General features: G+C 61.2%; 12 protein-coding genes. All 12 read left to right on the forward strand.

Translation table 11 applies throughout. The features are described from left to right. On the forward strand, positions 1–1,244 hold a 1,244-nt coding region (locus BLX41_RS35725; RefSeq protein ID WP_259745007.1), incomplete at its 5' end, for a fimbria/pilus outer membrane usher protein. Positions 1,245–1,254: 10 nt separating this feature from the next. Beyond that, on the forward strand, positions 1,255–1,785 hold the full coding sequence (gene fimF / locus BLX41_RS19090) for a type 1 fimbrial adaptor subunit FimF (RefSeq protein WP_185073681.1): 531 nt from the start codon (positions 1,255–1,257) through the stop codon (positions 1,783–1,785). A 12-nt stretch (positions 1,786–1,797) separates the two neighbouring features. Next, positions 1,798–2,301, forward strand: a complete 504-nt coding sequence (gene fimG, locus BLX41_RS19095) for a type 1 fimbrial minor subunit FimG (protein ID WP_123726141.1) — start codon at positions 1,798–1,800, stop codon at positions 2,299–2,301. Positions 2,302–2,314: 13 nt separating this feature from the next. Continuing rightward, the gene (locus BLX41_RS19100) at positions 2,315–3,223 is read left to right on the forward strand and encodes a fimbrial protein (RefSeq protein ID WP_311197553.1); all 909 of its coding nucleotides are present in this window, start codon (positions 2,315–2,317) and stop codon (positions 3,221–3,223) included. Positions 3,224–4,497: 1,274 nt separating this feature from the next. After that, a complete protein-coding gene (locus BLX41_RS19115) occupies positions 4,498–5,736 on the forward strand; it encodes an aspartate aminotransferase family protein (protein ID WP_123726142.1) in 1,239 nt (412 codons plus the stop codon). Positions 5,737–5,757: 21 nt separating this feature from the next. Continuing rightward, the gene (locus BLX41_RS19120) at positions 5,758–8,634 is read left to right on the forward strand and encodes an AMP-binding protein (RefSeq protein ID WP_123726143.1); all 2,877 of its coding nucleotides are present in this window, start codon (positions 5,758–5,760) and stop codon (positions 8,632–8,634) included. Between the two features lie 10 nt (positions 8,635–8,644). Further along, on the forward strand, positions 8,645–9,580 hold the full coding sequence (locus BLX41_RS19125; protein WP_123726144.1) for a DMT family transporter: 936 nt from the start codon (positions 8,645–8,647) through the stop codon (positions 9,578–9,580). Continuing rightward, positions 9,581–10,048, forward strand: coding sequence for a GNAT family N-acetyltransferase (locus tag BLX41_RS19130; protein WP_123726145.1), 468 nt, complete (start codon positions 9,581–9,583; stop codon positions 10,046–10,048). A gap of 113 nt (positions 10,049–10,161) precedes the next feature. Next, positions 10,162–11,370: a Coenzyme F420 hydrogenase/dehydrogenase, beta subunit C-terminal domain gene (locus tag BLX41_RS19135; protein WP_259745008.1), complete on the forward strand. Its 1,209-nt coding sequence runs from the start codon at positions 10,162–10,164 to the stop codon at positions 11,368–11,370. Continuing rightward, positions 11,367–12,710 (forward strand): 3-phosphoshikimate 1-carboxyvinyltransferase, encoded by a 1,344-nt coding sequence (locus BLX41_RS19140; RefSeq protein ID WP_123726147.1) that lies wholly within the window; start codon positions 11,367–11,369, stop codon positions 12,708–12,710. Before BLX41_RS19135 ends, BLX41_RS19140 begins: the two co-directional genes overlap by 4 nt. Continuing rightward, positions 12,710–13,720, forward strand: coding sequence for a zinc-dependent alcohol dehydrogenase (locus BLX41_RS19145; protein WP_123726148.1), 1,011 nt, complete (start codon positions 12,710–12,712; stop codon positions 13,718–13,720). The genes BLX41_RS19140 and BLX41_RS19145 overlap by 1 nt, the downstream gene beginning before the upstream one ends. Before the next feature lie 4 nt (positions 13,721–13,724). After that, positions 13,725–16,793, forward strand: coding sequence for an AMP-binding protein (locus BLX41_RS19150; RefSeq protein ID WP_123726149.1), 3,069 nt, complete (start codon positions 13,725–13,727; stop codon positions 16,791–16,793). The last annotated feature ends 6 nt before the right edge of the window (positions 16,794–16,799 follow it).

Raw genomic sequence — 16,799 nt, forward strand, 5'->3', positions numbered from 1 at the left:
ATAATAAGTCACTTGATATGGGTACCAACATTCGCTTGGTGGGTTATCGCTATTCCACAAAGGGTTACTACAACCTAACAGATACCACTTATAGACGGATGAGCGGTTATAACCTGGAGATAGAGCCAGGGGTAATCCAGACTAAACCGAAACTTACTGATTACTACAACCTCGCTTACAACAAGCGTGGCAAGGTTCAAGCCAGTATCACTCAGCAGATAGGAAATAAGTCCTCGTTTTATCTGAGTGGCAGTCACCAGACCTATTGGGGTACTAACAAGACGGATCAGCAGCTACAGGCCGGGTTGAACACTACGGTTGGTGATATTAGCTGGACGGTGAACTACAGCCTGACCCAAAACGCCTGGCAAAGCGGGCGCGATCAGATGTTGGCGATAAACGTGAATATTCCATTCAGCCACTGGATGCGTTCCGATAGCCGCTCTGCCTGGCGTCATACGAATGCCAATTACAACATGTCGCATGATCTTAAAGGGCGGATGACCAATCTGACCGGGGTGTCCGGCACGCTCCTGGAGGATAACAACCTCAGCTACAGCGTGCAGAGTGGCTATGCCGGCGGTGGGAACGGTGGTAGTGGTGACAATGGGTATACGGAGATGAGTTACCGCGGGGGCTATGGCAACGCGAATGTCAGTTACAGTCGCGGCGATGGGTATGACCAGTTGTATTACGGTTTGAGCGGGGGAGTATTGGCCCACGCTGACGGGGTGACTTTCAGCCAGCCGTTGAACGATACGACCGTATTGATCAAGGCCCCTGGTGCGAAGAACGTGAAAGTGGAAAACCAGACCGGTGTACACACTGACTGGCGCGGTTATGCGGTCCAGCCTTACGCCACGGAGTATCGGGAAAACCGAATAGCACTGAATGCCAATACGTTGGCGGACAACGTGGATTTGGATGACGCCGTAGTGAGCGTTATTCCTTCCCACGGCGCCATTGTGCGGGCCGAGTTCAAGGCGCGGGTGGGGATGAAGATTCTCATGACGCTGACCAGAAACGGTGAACCCGTCCCGTTCGGTGCCACGGTAACTGGCGACAGCAACCAGAGCAGTATCGTTGCCGATAACGGGCAAGTCTATCTGAGCGGTATGCCGCTGGCGGGGCAGGTCCGTGTGAAATGGGGAGACACCACGGGCACTACCTGTGTCGCCGATTATCATTTGCCAGAGGAAAGCCAGAAGCAGGCATTGAGCGAACTGACGGCGGCCTGCCTCTGAGGAACGAACCATGATGACAAAACACCCCGTTCTTTCAGGACTCACACTGCTACTTGTCGCAGGCCACACCCCGGCAGACGGCAGCAAGCTGACTATCACCGGACAGGTCCGGGATAACGCTTGCGCCGTAGCGACGGTGTCGAAAGATTTCAGTGTCGATTTGTTGAACAACGCGACAAAACAATTCCATGCCATTGGAGCAACTTCTCCAGTGGTGGCTTTTCGTATCGTGCTTTCACCTTGTGGCGCAGCGACCACCGCGGTGAAAGTCGGGTTTGGCGGGGCGGCAGATAGCGACAATACCAGTCTCCTGAAGCTGGATGGCGGTAGCTCGGCCGCATCAGGAATGGGCATACAGGTATTGGACAGTACTCAGACCGCACTGCCGCTCAATGCTGCGTCGTCAACGCTTTCCTGGACATCGCTGAAGCCCGGCCAAACCAACGTATTGGATTTCTACGCCCGGCTGATGGCTACTCGGGTGCCAGTCACCGCTGGGCACGTCAACGCAACAGGGACATTCACTCTTGAGTTCCAGTAACCGGAGGCTGTTATGCATTGGACCCATTCAAAGTGGTTGATGGCCGGGATTCTGGCCGTGGCCTCTACTGTGTCACAAGCGGCCGACGTCACTATTACCGTTAATGGCAGGGTAGTAGCGAAGCCGTGCACGGTTTCTACCCCCAACGAGACCGTCGACTTTGGTGATCTTTACACCTTTAGCCTGGCTCGACCGGGCTCCACCTCGGCCTGGCGAAGCGTGTCTTTTGATTTGAGCAACTGCCCGGTGGGTACCAGCAGGATCACGGCCACTTTCAGCGGCATCACGGACAGTACCGGTTATTACAAGAACCAGGGGACTGCGGGCAATATTCAGTTGGAGTTACAGGACGATGGCGGGACGTTGTTGAATAACGGTACAAGCAAAACAGTACAGGTGAACGACTCGACGCAGTCCGCCCGCTTTCCGTTGCAGGTCAGGGTATTAACAGTGAACGGTCAGACCACCCAGGGAAATATTAAGGCTGTAATTAATATTGCCTACACTTATTTCTGAGTCTGGAGAAAGTATGTTGATGAAAAAAAAGATAATCCTGATCGCTACACTTTGGCTTATAGGGTGGTCGATTAATGCTTGGTCGTTTACGTGTAAGACCTCAAGCGGGACAGAGATTAAACGATACGGAGGAAGTGCAGACGTCTATATTCCGTTGGCGCCAAAAGTAGAGGTTGGGCAGAATCTTGTGGTCGATCTCTCTAAGAATATTGAATGTCATAACGAAGTCCCGGGTTCCTATATCGATATTGTCTCCCTGGAAGCCGGATCGGCCTATGGCGGTCTTCTTTCAAACTTCTCAGGCACTGTAAGATATAATGGTACTTCATATCCGTTTCCTACTACTGGAGAAACCTCGCCGATCAGCTATGAAAGCTTTGCATATCAGAAATGGCCAGTCGTTCTTTACTTGACGCCGGTCAGCTCTGCCGAAGGAGTGGCGATTGCTTCTAAAACGCTAATTGCGACGCTGATTCTCCGTCAAAAAAATAATCATGGTGAGTCACACGCATATAAATGGTTTATATATTCAAGTAATGATGTTGTTGTGCCGACCGGTGGTTGCGATGTTTCCGCACGTGATGTGATAGTGTCGCTGCCGGATTATCCCGGGACGACGAATATCCCTGTGACCGTGCACTGCGCGAAGAGTCAAAAGTTGGCGTATTATTTGTCTGGTACGACGGCTGACGCTGCTAATACTGTATTTACTAACTCTGCTTCTGTTTCGGCAGCTCAAGGTGTTGGTGTGCAGGTTTCTCATAATGGTAGCGTTCTGGCTGCAAACAACACGGTATCCCTAGGCTTTGTCGATACGTTGCCAGTCAATCTTGGGTTAACCGCCAGCTATGTACGTACCAGTGGGCAGGTTACGGCCGGTAAGGTGCAGTCTATTATTGGTGTGACTTTTTTATATGAGTAGTTTGCTCGGCTGTTGATTGCGACACATGCTTGTGTTTTTCCGATAACTTTATGCTTACTTGATTTTGTTCAGGTTTACTATGGAAGAGCCAATTGACAGGGGCAACGAGCTGATGCTGAGCAACGGCTAGGAGCCAGTCCATGATGGCCACGGCCGAACCTCTAGCGTCTCGGCACCGAGGCGGATATCGAGTTCCCGCGGTCTTACCTGAGGGGCTCGGTGGTGCTGATCGGCAGGCGCCGCCGTCCATAGCCCGGAGGAGGAGCAGGCAAACACCTGGTCAGTGTTGCCGGGTATTTCATCAACCCAACCATTCGGGCCTGACGCAGGGGGAGTCTCAACCTCGTTGGCTGATGCGTCATTCGATTTGGCCAAGGCCATCAGCGTGGTTACGTTGCTGAGGATTTTCTGTTTGTCCATCATTTCGGCTACTACTGCTGAGTGAAGGATTTGCAGCTGCAGTTGGGACAAGCCTTGTCGGAACGGTTGTGATCTTTTGGGTGTGGTTTATTGATTAGGTCCGCGTGAACACCTTTCCATCGGCAGCGACGGCATTTCCAGAGGGGCTCCATCCAGATGCCCTGTTCAGTTGCAGCAGGGGGAGGGCCTCAGTCCTCAGTCGCAGGGTTTCTTGCCTACGCCGCCTTTTGGTGGAAACGAGCGATGTGATTTTCATTTTTAAAGCCTCTAATGTTGGGGGGTATCAGAGGCTGCTAAGCCATATACCTTTGGGACAAAACCTATTCCACGGGGCTTGGAGCGACCTGAAGCCCAATTGTTTTTTTAACCAATTGGTCGTAGGTTCGAATCCCACACGACCCACCATATTTGGCGGTTTAGAAAATCCGGAAGGCCCACGAAAGTGAGGATTTCCGGGTTTTTTTTTGCCTTTCAAAAACGTCCCTGCCACCCTGCGATGGCTCAACTCCCCAACTCCCCCATGACTCAAAGATCAGCGTTTCTGTAACGGCTGGCCTTTTGCTGGTAGCCGGAGTCCTCTCTAAAAACCTTGATAAATTCAGGGGCTTTATCTGAATTCCCCCTTTTTTTCAGTGGTTATCGCTTTAAATTCGAAATAAGTGCGGGTCTCGTTGACAGTGCAAATGCCTCCCGCGTAAATCTTGCCGCCATTGCCGACAGGGGTTGCGTCCCTGGCAAGGAGAACACGTACCAGGGTCGGTAACTTCGCAGTCAGCAGGGCTTTGCCCTGCCTGTACGAATCTGTCCCTGAGTATGTGCGTGAGTCACAAGCCCGGCTTACTCAAGGTGGCAGGATGTTCACAGAAGCGGTTGCAATATCCGTTAAGCGCAGCGCCCCCTCCAGCCCTTCCGTTGTTCGTGGCAAGGGATGTTTTCTTTACGATGAGCAGGGCCAATCCTTTCTCGACATGTCCGGTGGCAGCGGTGCCGCCAACCTGGGTTATCAGCGCGATGACCTGGTCGAGGTCCTCAAGCGTCAATCCGAATTGCTGATTCATACCGGCTGGAACATCGACAACCCGCAGCGCCATGAAGTGGTGGCCAAGCTGGCGGGCCTGGTGCCCTACGCGCAAGCTTCGGTGTTTGCCGCGGTCACCGGTGCCGAGGCGATCGAGGTGGCGCTGAAAATCGCCCGCGCCGCTACCGGACGCCAGGGCGTGGTGTATTTCCACAATGCCTTCCATGGCAAGACCCAGGGCGCCTTGTCGGTGACCTCCAACCGCAGTTTTCGCAAGCACCTGGCCGGTGGCGACAGCCTGCAACTGACCGCCCTGGCCCTGGATTATGATGCCGACCAGAACCCGGCCCGAGCCGCCCTGTGGCGTGAGCAACTGGCCGAGGATCTGCGCCAGGCGCAGCAGGCCAATCGCTTGCCGGCGGCGCTGATCATCGAGCCGATCCAGGCGGCGGAAGGCATGTATCCGGTGCCCCTGACGGCGCTCGAAGCGATTGTCGAACTGGGCAAGACCTTCGGCGTGATCACCATCTTCGATGAGATCTACACCGGTTTCGGTCGCACCGGGACACCATTTTTCAGCAACCCGCAGCTACTGCCGGACTTGCTGGTCCTGGGCAAGGCCCTGGGCAACGGCTTGCCGATTTCTGCAGTGGTGGGCCGCCCGGAGCTGGTGGACTGCCTGGGGTATGCCGAGCATTCCTCCACCTTCACCCTGATGCCCCTGGCCTGCGCCATGGCCTCCAAGGTGCTGGACATCTATCACCAGGAACAACCCTGGGAGTGGGCCGCGAGCAACGGTGCCTATCTGCGCCAGGCCCTTGAGGAACTGGGGGCGCAGGATGCGCGGGTGGTCAATGTGCGCGGTCGCGGCATGATGCTCGCCTTCGATTTCGAGGGCCAGGGTCAGGGCGGTGATGTGCTGGCTCTGCGCAACCGTCTGTTGGAGCACGGCGTGATCGTGCGTACCGGCGGACGCAACCCGGCAACGGTCAAGCTGACCCCGCCACTGAGCATCTCCCGACAGGAAATCCAGGCATTCATGCAGACGCTGCAGGGCGTTTGCCGCTCCCTCTAAAAACAACAAGGCAGGGATATCATGTTGCAGGCTTTTGCCCGCATGGCGGGTACCGATGTTGCAGATGCAGGAATCATTGATGTCCAGGGCAGCCTTGGTTTTGCCGAGCTCGACCAGCTGCGCGAGGCCTTCAGTGCCGAGCTGGAAGGGCTGTCGCAGCCGGTGGTGGCGCTGTATGCCAGCCATGGCCGGGCCCTGTATGCGGCGCTGATCGCGGCCTTGTCCGCTGCCCGGCGAGTGGTGTTCATTGACCCGGCGAGCAACCTGGACGAGCTGGCGCCGGTGCTTGAGCGCCTGGGCGTGAACCTGATCCTCAATGGCACAGCCCGGCCCGGCCCGCAGCTGAGCGCCTCCTTGCCGGTGCTCGACCTGCTGCCCCTGCAGCCCCGGCCCGTAGCCCCTGGCCGTGAATACCCGCTGCGCTGCGAGGAGTACGTGATCTTCACCAGCGGCTCCACCGGCGAGCCCAAGGCCATAGTGCAGCGCATCGAGGCCTTGGATCGGCACATCGACAACTACATCGGCTATGTCGGTATCGGCCCCGGGCAGCGTGTCCTGCAACTGGCTTCCGCTGGCTGGGACGCCGGCCTGATGGACATCTTCGCCAGCCTGAAGACCGGCGCCACCCTGTGCAGCCTCAATCCCCGGGAACATGACTTCGCCGCCGTCGAGGCAATGATCGCTGAGCATGACATCGACGTGCTGCACATGACCGTGCCCTACCTGCGAGCCTTCTATAGCGACGCCAGCGCCACTTACGCCCGGCCCAAGCGGCTGGTGATCGGCGGCGAGATCATCCACCCCTCGGACATCCAGCGTTTCAACCATGCCTTTGCGCCAGGTTCGCAATTGTTCAACGCCTACGGGCCGACCGAATGCACCACCGCGCTCTACGCCAGGATCGACCAGGGGCAGACCCTGCAGGACCCGACCTGGGCCCTGAATTGTCCGGTGGAGGGCGTAACCCTGGAGATTGCCCAGGAGCCGGGGCAGCCCTATGGCGACGGCGTGGGTGAATTGCTGCTTTATTCCTCCCTGGTTGCCCGGCGCCTGGACCCGGCCAGCGGACTGATCGTCGAGCTGACCCAGCCCAGCCCTACGGACCCGCAGCGCCCGTGCTACGCCACCGGCGATCTGGCGTGCCGCCTGCCCGATGGCTCCATTCGCCTGCTGGGACGCAAGGACTCCATCGTCAAGGTCAACGGGCAGAAGGTCAGCCTGGTTCAGGTGGAGTCGGAGCTCAAGGCCCTGGCCCAGGTGCAGGAAGCCTGCGTGATCGCCCATCAGGCGGGGGACAACGTAGCCCTGGTGGCCTTTGTCATTGTCAGCGACACCCACCTCGGCGAAGACCTGCTGCGTCAGGCCGCCAGGGCCGCGCTACCGGCGCACAGGGTGCCGGCGCGGTTCATGCTGGTAGAGCGTTTCGCCCTGAACCGCAATAACAAGATCGACCGGCAGGCGCTCGCGCAACTGGCAGCCAGTGCCATGGCAACAGTGTCAGCAGAGGCCGCATCGGAGCCTTTGTGGCAGGCCATCGGCCAGGTGCTCGGCGGGCAGAGTGCGGACCCGGCCAGGAGCTTTATCGACAATGGCGGTGATTCGCTGCGGGCCTTGCAGGTGGTCGCCACGCTGAAGAGAAAAGGTCTGGTGCTGGACCTGGAAGAGCTGCTGTCGGACCAGGCGCTGGGGCAGTTGCAGCTTCAACCGGCGAAGGCCAAGGCCCGTCCCGGGGTTTCCCAAGCACAGGCCATTGGCTTGCCCAATCGGCGTTTTCTGCTCAGCCGCGGGATCAGCGACCTGGACCACTGGAACCAGGCCCTGGTGCTGGATATCGCCGCGGGCGAGGAGCCTGGGCGGGTCAGTCAGGCGTTGCGGGCGATATTCAGCCATCACTTCATCGAGCAAGGCGTGCAGGACCTGGGGTTACTGCCCGCCACGACAGACCTGCAGCAAGCCGTGGCCCAGACCTGCGCGACCATCTCCCTGAGTCAGGGGCAACGCTGGTGTTTCAGTCAGCAGCAGGATGCCGATGGTCACCACCTGATCATTGCCGGGCATCAGTTCCAGGTCGATCGATACTCCTGGATGCTACTGGTTTCCGAGCTGGATGAATGCTTGGGGCAAGGCCTGGAGTGCATGCAGCGCTGGGCCCGGCCAACGGCTTTCGAGGAGTGGCTTCAGATCTATCAGCGCGAGCATGCTGCCGCTTCCCATGAGGGGTTCTGGGAAGCGTTGCCCTGGAGCCGCTGCGCGCAGTTGACGGCGCAGCCGCCCGAGTTTCCCCGGCGCGAGGCCTTTGGGCGGGCAGAACTGTCTTTGGGCCCGGTCCGCGACCTGCCGCAGTGGGCCCAGGGCGTGGCCGAGACCAGCCAGTTGTTGCTGGCGGCGATCCTTCGCGCCATGAGCCAGGGCGACGACAATCCGTTCCAGAAAGTCCATGTGCTGGATCACGGCCGGGCCCTGGACAAGAGCGGTGCCGAGCTCAATAGCGTGTTCGGCTGGATGACGGTGATCTATCCCCTGGTGTTGCAGATCGCCAGCCTGGACCTGCAGGAGATCGCCGGCGCAATCAAGGCCAGCCAACAGGCCAGCCAGGGGATCGCCCACAGTTTCGGCAACCGCTACTTCGCCACGCCCGAGGCCGAGCGGCTCAGGGGCCTGTTCGATTGTGGCTACAGCTACAACTTCCTCGGCGCCGTGGAGAACCAACCCGGGGCCCGGGTCGGTGTGCATCCCTTGAGCCTGCAGTTGATGCAAGGCAGCCCCAGCCATCACCTGGAGTTCACCGGCTACCTGGCCGCGGGCGAGCTGTTGCTGAAAATCGATTACGACCCGCAGGTCTTCGGCGCCGAGCGCCTGGAGTCGCTGCTGACCGGGATCGCCACTGCCTTGAACTAGAGAAACCTCCATGAACGCCATGCCCGATAACAACAAGAAACCTCGTTCACTGGTTGCCGTGCTGATGTTTCTCGGTTGCCTGCTGATCTGGTCCACCAACTGGATCGCCATCTCCCTGCAGGTGGAGCGCAGCGACGTCGGCTCTTCGCTGATGCTGCGCTTCCTGATCGCTTATGGGGTGCTGTGGTTGTGGCAACGGCTGTTCGCCGGTCCCCGGCAGCCAGTGACACGCAAGGCCTATCTGCTGATGGCCACGGTGGGGGCGGTGTACTTCTATGCCGGCATTGGCCTGGCCTACCTGGCCACTGCCTACCTGGGCGCTGCGCAAATGGCCTGCCTCAGCGCCTTCGTGATTTTCTTCATCATCGGTCTCAAGCGTGTGTTCCTGCATGTGCCGGTTGCCTTGCACAACCTGCTTGGCGCAGTGGTGTGCATTGCCGGGCTGGGGGTGTTCATGCTTGGCGATCCGGGGCGGCCGCTGTCGCTGGCCGGGGTGGCTCTGGGGCTGACTTCCTTTCTGGCGGTGGCCATCGCCTCGGTGCTTTCCGAACATATCCAGAAGACCTTCCAGCTCGGCACCCTGCACATCAACAAGGTCGCGTCCGGCTGGGCCTGCGCCCTGTACGCCATCAGCCTGCTGCTCAGCGGCCAGGGGCTGCAGCTGCCCGCAACCCTGGCCGACCTCGGCATCCTGCTGTACCTGGGGGTGGTGTGTTCGGCGCTGGTGTTCGTGCTGTTCATCGACCTGATCAAGCGCATGGGCGCCGAGAACGCCGGCTACGTCGGCGTGCTGTACCCGATCGGTGCGAGTTACCTGTCGGCGTGGCTGGGGGAGACGCCCCTGAGCCTGCACCTGATGCTCGGCAGCGCCCTGGTGATGCTGGGCAGCCTGATCAACTTCAAGTTTCGCTACCACCCCGCCCCCAAGAAAGTGGAGTTCAGCTGAATGAGCAACGTACGGATACGCCAGGCAACCACGGACGATCTGATCGGCATTTTCGAGGCCCACCGCAACTCGGTAGAGCGCCTGTGCACCTCTGAATACAGCGATCAGCAGATCCGCATGTGGCTTGATGGGCGCTCCCCGGAAACCTACCGCGAAGCCGTGGAAAAGGGCTTGTTGTGGCTGGCCGAGGGCGAGCAGATCGAAGGTTTCGTCGAGCTTGACGGCAACGAGGTCAGCAAGCTGTTCATTCGTGGCGACGGTGCCAGGCGCGGTATCGGCAGCCGCTTGCTGGAGGTGGCGCTCGCCCGGCTGCGGGCCAGTGGTGCCAGCTCCGCCTACCTGGAGGCGACCCTGACGGCCGAAGGCTTCTATGCCTACCACGGCTTCCAGAAGATCGGCGAAGGCACTTTCAGCCGTGGTAACAGCCCGGTGTCCATCGAAATCATCAAGATGGAACGCCCGCTTTGAGCTGACCGTCAGCGGCCACTTCAGCACTGCAGGTTCTGCCCGCCCCTGATTCGCAGGGGCGCGGCCGGCTGCACCCGGAAAACGGCACACGAGGCTTATCCAAGATGACAGGGATGTTATTGAAACTAACGGTGCTCGATCAGAATCTGTGTGCCGGTTGCGGCGCTTGTGCCCTGGTGTGTCCAGAGCAGGTGATCAGCTTCGACCCGGACCGGGTGGTGCCTTTGCTGGAGGGCATCGGCGACAGTTGTGGAAGTTGCACCGAGTGCCTGGCGGTGTGTCCGGGTTTGCAGCCGGATACCGATCGCGCCGAGCTGGAGCTGTTCGGTCGTACCCGCCGCACCGATGAGCGCTGGCTGGGAATCAGTCGCCAGGCCATCGGCGCGCGCTCCACCGATCCGCAGATTGTCCGGCGCTCGGCCAGTGGCGGCACCGCCACCACCTTGTTGCTGACCGCTCGGGAGTACTTCGCCGTGGACCTGACCCTGACCATGGGGCGTCACCCCGAGCAGGGCTGGCGCAGTGCCCCGCAGCTGGGCAGTGCCGCGCAGGCGATCATCAACAATGCCCAGTCCACCTACCAGTTGGCGCCTTACCTGAATGCCCTGCGTGAAGTTTACGAACAGCAGCCAGAGGCCCGCATCGCCCTGGTGGGGCTGGCCTGCCACGTGCAGGCGATCCGCAAGTTGCAGCGCCGGGACACGGCCATCGGCCACTGGGCCTGCAGCCAGATCGTCTGCGTGATCGAGACCGCCTGTTCCTCCAACACCTTGCCGGCCGGCACCCGCAGCATCATCAGCGAAGTGCTGGGGCAGGACCCGCAACAGGTCCGCGACATCAAGTACCGCGAAGGCGATTACCCCGGGCGCCTGCAAGTCACACTGCTGGACAGCCAGACCTTCGGCATCGATTTCTGGGAAATCCTCGGCAAGCTCAAGGACAACAAGACCTTTCGCTGCCTCAGTTGCGGTGACTGGATGAGCGGGCTGGCCGACGTCAGCGTCTGTGATGGCGACCCGAACATCTTTGAAGCCAGCCTCAACGGTTCCGAGGAGCAGAAACACGGCCGTGCGCTGATCCGTACTGACACGGGCCAGGCCCTGGTGGACAGTGCCATCGCCCACGGCCGGCTGGAAAGCTGGGGCGTCGACCTGAGTGGCTTCAACCTCGGCCTTGAACGCAAGAAGAATCGCCGGCGCTTCTACGAAACCCAGCCGCTGGTGCTGCCCGCCGGCCCCGGCGTGGGCGACCACTTCGAGGGCGAAGCGCTGGTGGACGACGCCGAACTGATCAACCCCGCCAAGTACAGGAGTACCCAATGATCGATTATCCGGACCGGCCCATCGATTTCACCCTGGACCGTGAACAGCAGGTCTGGGCCAACATCGACGACTACCTGCCGTCGGACAAGTCCATCAGCCACCGGATGATCCTGTTCGCTGCGCTGGCTCGGCACCCGGTGCGCCTGCGGGACCTGAACCGGGGCAAGGCGGTGACCCTGTTGCTCGATGCCCTGCAGCAACTGGGCCTTGAGGTCACGTCGGGGCAAGCGCCACAGACCCTGGAGATCAGCGGTGAGTTCGCCCTGGCAACCCATGATCGGCGGGTCGACCTGGGGCCCTCCAGCGCTGCGGCGCGGCTGTTGATCGGGATGCTGGTGGGGCTCAATGTGCCGTGCATCGTCGACGGCGACGAGACCCTGCGCAATCGTCCCTTTGACTGGATCGTCGAGCCCTTGAACCAGATGGGCGCCCACCTGGAGTACCTGGGCCGGCCGGGAGCATTGCCGATCCGCATCCACCCGGCATCGTTCCAGGGCGGTGCGGCGCAGATCCGGATTGGCAGCGCCCAGGCCATCAGTACCTTGCTGTTCGCCGGGGTCGCTGCACGCAAGCCAATGTCGATCCGTTACCCGGTGGTGGCCCGGGATCACACCCAGCGCATCATCAACAGTTTTGGCGACTGGCTGCAGGACGAGCAGTTGCAGATCCACTATCAGCCCCGTGACTGTGCGATCCCCGCCGAGATCAGCGTTCCCCGCGACCCTTCGGCCATTGCCTATCCCGCGGCGTTGTTCCTGCTGTGCAACCGCAACCAGGAGCAGCAATGCCTGAGCTTCGACAATCTGTGCCTGAACCCGACGCGCCTGGGCTTCTTCAACTGGCTGCTGGCCTGCGGCTTCAACCTGACGCTGGAAGTGGACAGCATTCGCCATGGCGAGCCGGTGGGACGCCTGCTGCTGCGTGGCGGTGGCCGACCCAGGGCTCACGACTTGCGCGACAAGCACCAGTTCCACGCGATGATCGACGAGGTGCCGCTGGCCCTGGCCATCAGCTGCGTGCTGCCGGGAAGTGCGACCTTCAGTGACCTTTACGAACTGACCTTCAAGGAGTCGGACCGGATCGCCGCCACCCGCAGCATGCTCAATGCCCTGGGCCTGGACTATCGGGTCGAGGGCTACGACGTACAGGTGTCGGGCGGGCAAACACCGCGGGTGCAAGGAGCGATCCCGACCTTCGGCGACCATCGCCTGTCGATGACCGCCCATGTGCTACTGCTGGCCCACGGGCTCAAGGCCACCATCCTCGAAGGGCATTGCTACCAGACTTCCTTTCCAGGGTTTGCCCAATGCCTGGATCGCCTGACCGGACGGGAGGCCTGATGAGCAGCAGCCGATACACACTCACCGCCTGTGGCGCTGATGGCGTGATCGCCGTGCATGAACCTCTGGCCGCTCTGGCGGCCACTGAAGTGCGGGTGGCGGTGGACTACTCCATGGTCAGCCCGGGCACCGAGCGTCACTATCTGCAGCAGGTCCGCGAGACGGGCGAGCAGTTGCCGCTGGGCTATTGCGCGGTCGGGGTGGTTCACGCAGTGGGGGCCCAGGTTGCAGGCTTGCAACCGGGGGACCGGGTGGTGGCCATGGGCTGGAAGATCGCCACCCATTCCAACTGGATTCAGGTGCCGCAGCGCCTGGTGTGCAAGGTGCCGCCGTCACTGACTCAGGACCAGGCGATTCTCGCCACCCTGGGTGCCACGGCCGTGCATGCGGTGGACCGTGCGCAATTGCAGGCGGGGGAACAGATTCTGGTGGTGGGCATGGGCCTGGTGGGCAAGATGCTCGGCCTGGTGGCGGCCTGTCATGACGCGCAGATCTGGGTTGCCGACCTGAACCCGGCCGCCATCGATCCGGGCCTGCCGGTGCAGGTGCTCGACCTGCTGGCCGAGCCTGGGGCGATGGCCGGGCGCTTCACCCGGATCTTCCTGTGCATCGATGGCGATATCAGCGCCTTGTTTCCGCGCTTGCTGGCGCTGCTCAATCCGGAGGGTAACGGGCAGACCCGTTCGCGGCTGGTGAATGTCGGGCGAGTCAGCCTGACCCTGGAGCTATCGCCGCAAATGGGCAACATCGACATCGTCAACGTTTCCCGTTGCGGTAACGGTTATCGCGACGACGCCTACCATCATGGCCTCAAGAACGTGCAGTGCCCGTTAGGAGAGGCCACGGTTGAGCGCAACATCGCGCGTTGCCTCGACTATCTGGTGGCCGGCAAGGCCTGGCTGGAGCACTTGCAGCGAGTCGAGATGGACCTGGAGCAGGCGTTGCAGACCTACAACAGCGCGGCGTTCTTCGCCCCTGGAATCAACCTGATCAAGCACAGGGAAGGGTAACGGCATGGGCCACCTATCTATTGCTTCGCGCCTGAATGAAGTCTTCGCCCGCCACGCCACGGACACCGCGCTGAGCTGCAACGGCGCGCGGCTCAGCTACCGGGAGCTGGAGCAGCGCTCGGCCCGGGTGGCGGCGCGGCTGCTGGGCCTCGGCCTGTCACCGGGCAGCACCCTGGGCCTGGAAGTGGAGCGTTCGATCGAGCAACTGGTGCTGCTGGTGGGCATGGTCCGGGCAGGTCTGTCGTACTGCTATCTGGACCGCAGCAATCCACCCCAGTGGAACCAGTCGGTCTGTGAGCGCAGCGGCGTGCATTGGCGCATCACCCAGGATGCGGCCGGTGGCCCAGGGTACCTGGCACTGGAGTCATTGCTGGCGCCGACGGACGAGGTGCCGTGCTGGCCGCAGCTAACCGGTGCCGAGCCGGTGTATGTGAACTTTTCCAGCGGTACTACCGGCGCACCGAAGATCATTCCCTGCACCCATCGCGGGGTGTTGGGCTTTTGCGACCGCCCGCGACACTTTCCGCTGCGGCCGGGCTTTCGCATGCTCTATGCCTCGAATCTGACCTTCGATGCCTCGCAGTTCGAGATCTGGACCGCGCTGCTCAATGGCGGCGAGCTGCACATCCATGTCCCCGGTCCGCTGACCCTTGGGCACCTGCGGCGTTACATCCATGACGCTGGGGTCGACAGCCTGTGGCTGACCTCGACCCTGTTCAACACCTTCATCGACATCGATCGCGACTGGCTGCGGGGCGTCCAGCGGCTGATGGTCGGCGGCGAAGTACTGTCCGCGGGGCATATCCAGCAGGCCTATGCCGCCGCCGACGGGCTGACGCTGTACAACGGATATGGCCCCACGGAAAACACTATGGGCACCTGTGTCTATGCCATTCCCCGGGACTTTGACAGCAACCGGGAGATTCCCATCGGCCATGGCGTGGACGATGCTGTCCTGTTGCTGGTGCGTGCCGACGGGCAGGAATGCGACGTGGATGAGCCCGGTGAATTGCTGATTGCTGGAGCTGGGCTGTCCCCCGGTTATCTTGGGGACGTCGCGCTGACCCAGGAACGCTTCATCGAACTGCCGTGGCAGGGCCAGACGCTGCGTTGCTACCGCAGCGGTGATCTGGTTTCCCGCGATGGCCAGGGGCTTTATCACTTTCACGGCCGCAGCGATGACCAGATCAAGTTGCGCGGCCAGCGTCTGTCGCTGACTGAGGTGGCTGCTGCCTTCAAGCGTTATCCGGGAATGCTCGACTGTGCGGTGCTGCTGGATGATCTGGGGAGCGAAGCGCAGTTGCTGCTGGTGTACCTGGAAGCCCCAGGGGTCGAGCCCGGGGCGCTGGCCGAGTATGGTCGGCAACGCCTGCCGCCGTTCATGGTGCCGCAGCGCTTTGTCGGGCTTGAACGTTTTCCCCTGCGGGCGTCCGGCAAGCTGGATATCGTTGAACTGAAGCAGCGTCTGTGCCGCGAACATCCGACCGGTGAAGCGGACGCGTCGGCGGCGGGTCGTTTTCTCGCGCGCTTTGGCGTGTTGGCTCATGACCGTCAGCGCAGCTTCTTCGACAACGGAGGCAACTCTCTGGGGGCGATCAAGCTGGTGGACACGGTGAACCGGCACCTGGGCCGGGAGGGCCTGGGCCTGGAGCAGTTCTACCGCATGAGCAGTCTGCAGCAGTTGCTGGACTGGCTGCAGGCGCAGCCCGCTTTGGCGTCGTTTCTGGAAAGGGGCTCCGAGCAGTACTACGTCATTCCACTGCAGCAGGAGTCCCTGTCCGAAGCCCATGCAGGGTTTTCGATCAACAGTCACCTGGGGCGTTTTGCCGTGGTCCGCGCCACCTCCGCCAGCCAGGCCCGGGAGGCGCTGCACAGCGTTCCCGAGCCGTTGCAGGCGGCTGGTGACAGTCGCTGGATCGGCCTGAACAAGAGCCAGCTGTCGATGGTGTATGCCGAGCTGTTGCACAAGGACCTGCGGGCCAACAACGTGCTCTATCTGTTCCGGCCCGAGCAGTTGCCGGCCGCCGGAGTGGACCTGGCGACGCTGGCCCAGGGGCTGAAGCAGCGTTATCCGCTAGCGGCCTGTCGAGTGGCACGGGTCGAGGGCGAGTACTGTTTCGACCTGGCTCCCGAGCCAGCGGCGCGCCTGTGGCTGGACGCTGTGGCGGAGTTCCCCAGCCAGGAGGCCTGCGTGGAACACTTCCTCCAGCGGCCGCTGTCGTTGTTCGAACAGGACCTGTGCAGCCTGTTCAAGGTGCGCATCGACGGCGTCCTGCACCTGGGGCTGTGGCTGCATCACATTCTCGGCAACCACGTCGGACAACTGAGCCTGCTGCGCAGCGTTGAGCAGTGGGTGCTGAACCCGCAGTCGATGCCGGAGGGGGCGGATTTCTCCTTTGTCGTTAACAACCTCATGCAGGCCGAGGACTATGAGCGCCTGGCAGATTCCGGCACCGAGGCCTGGGAGCAGGAGGCCGATGAGTATGCGCCGCTGGCCGATATCGCGGCGCCGGCGGCCACCGCCCAGCCGGTACAGATGCGCACGCGGCTGGCCATGGACCCGCTGAAGCTGGCCTCGCCGCAACGCCTGTTTCACCTGTTGCAGGCGTTTCGCCAGGGCTGTGCCGGGGGATTGGGGATCGAAGCGCCTATCGTCAATCTGCTGTTCGCCTGGGCCGAGCATGCGGTGATCAGCGGTTTCTCCACTTACACCGTGCCGGTGCCGCTGACACCGGAGCGATTTGCCGAGGGTTGCGAGCCGCAGGCCACCCAGGATTACCTGAATGCCAAACTGGCCCGAGCGGCGCTCGGCTATGAGGAGATACTTGCTGCGCTGGGCTTGTATGGCTTTGCCCCGGCGTTCCTGTGCAACTTCGTCGAGCTGCCGGCCAGTGATGCACAGTGGCTGCAAACCCGGATCGCCAACCCGGTTACTGAGTGGCCCAAGACCCTGCTCGATCTGACGCTGGTCAAGTCGGCCCAGGACTGTGAGGTGTTGCTCAACAGCTATTTGCCAGAGCCGCAGGCCCGGGCCTTCCTTGAGTCTTTTGTTGCGGCGGGGGGGCGGGGGTGAAGCCGA

Source organism: Pseudomonas protegens (genome assembly GCF_003732485.1).
In the GTDB taxonomy this organism is placed as follows: domain Bacteria; phylum Pseudomonadota; class Gammaproteobacteria; order Pseudomonadales; family Pseudomonadaceae; genus Aquipseudomonas; species Aquipseudomonas protegens_B.

What these genes read in the sequence shown, in the direction of transcription:
- BLX41_RS19120 (WP_123726143.1), top strand. Translation starts at nt 5,758, where the DNA reads ATGTTGCAGGCTTTTGCCCGCATGGCGGGTACCGATGTTGCAGATGCA.
- BLX41_RS19130 (WP_123726145.1), top strand. Translation starts at nt 9,581, where the DNA reads ATGAGCAACGTACGGATACGCCAGGCAACCACGGACGATCTGATCGGC.
- BLX41_RS19125 (WP_123726144.1), top strand. Translation starts at nt 8,645, where the DNA reads ATGAACGCCATGCCCGATAACAACAAGAAACCTCGTTCACTGGTTGCC.
- BLX41_RS19140 (WP_123726147.1), top strand. Translation starts at nt 11,367, where the DNA reads ATGATCGATTATCCGGACCGGCCCATCGATTTCACCCTGGACCGTGAA.
- BLX41_RS19145 (WP_123726148.1), top strand. Translation starts at nt 12,710, where the DNA reads ATGAGCAGCAGCCGATACACACTCACCGCCTGTGGCGCTGATGGCGTG.
- BLX41_RS19100 (WP_311197553.1), top strand. Translation starts at nt 2,315, where the DNA reads ATGTTGATGAAAAAAAAGATAATCCTGATCGCTACACTTTGGCTTATA.
- fimF (WP_185073681.1), top strand. Translation starts at nt 1,255, where the DNA reads ATGATGACAAAACACCCCGTTCTTTCAGGACTCACACTGCTACTTGTC.
- fimG (WP_123726141.1), top strand. Translation starts at nt 1,798, where the DNA reads ATGCATTGGACCCATTCAAAGTGGTTGATGGCCGGGATTCTGGCCGTG.
- BLX41_RS19135 (WP_259745008.1), top strand. Translation starts at nt 10,162, where the DNA reads ATGTTATTGAAACTAACGGTGCTCGATCAGAATCTGTGTGCCGGTTGC.
- BLX41_RS19150 (WP_123726149.1), top strand. Translation starts at nt 13,725, where the DNA reads ATGGGCCACCTATCTATTGCTTCGCGCCTGAATGAAGTCTTCGCCCGC.
- BLX41_RS19115 (WP_123726142.1), top strand. Translation starts at nt 4,498, where the DNA reads ATGTTCACAGAAGCGGTTGCAATATCCGTTAAGCGCAGCGCCCCCTCC.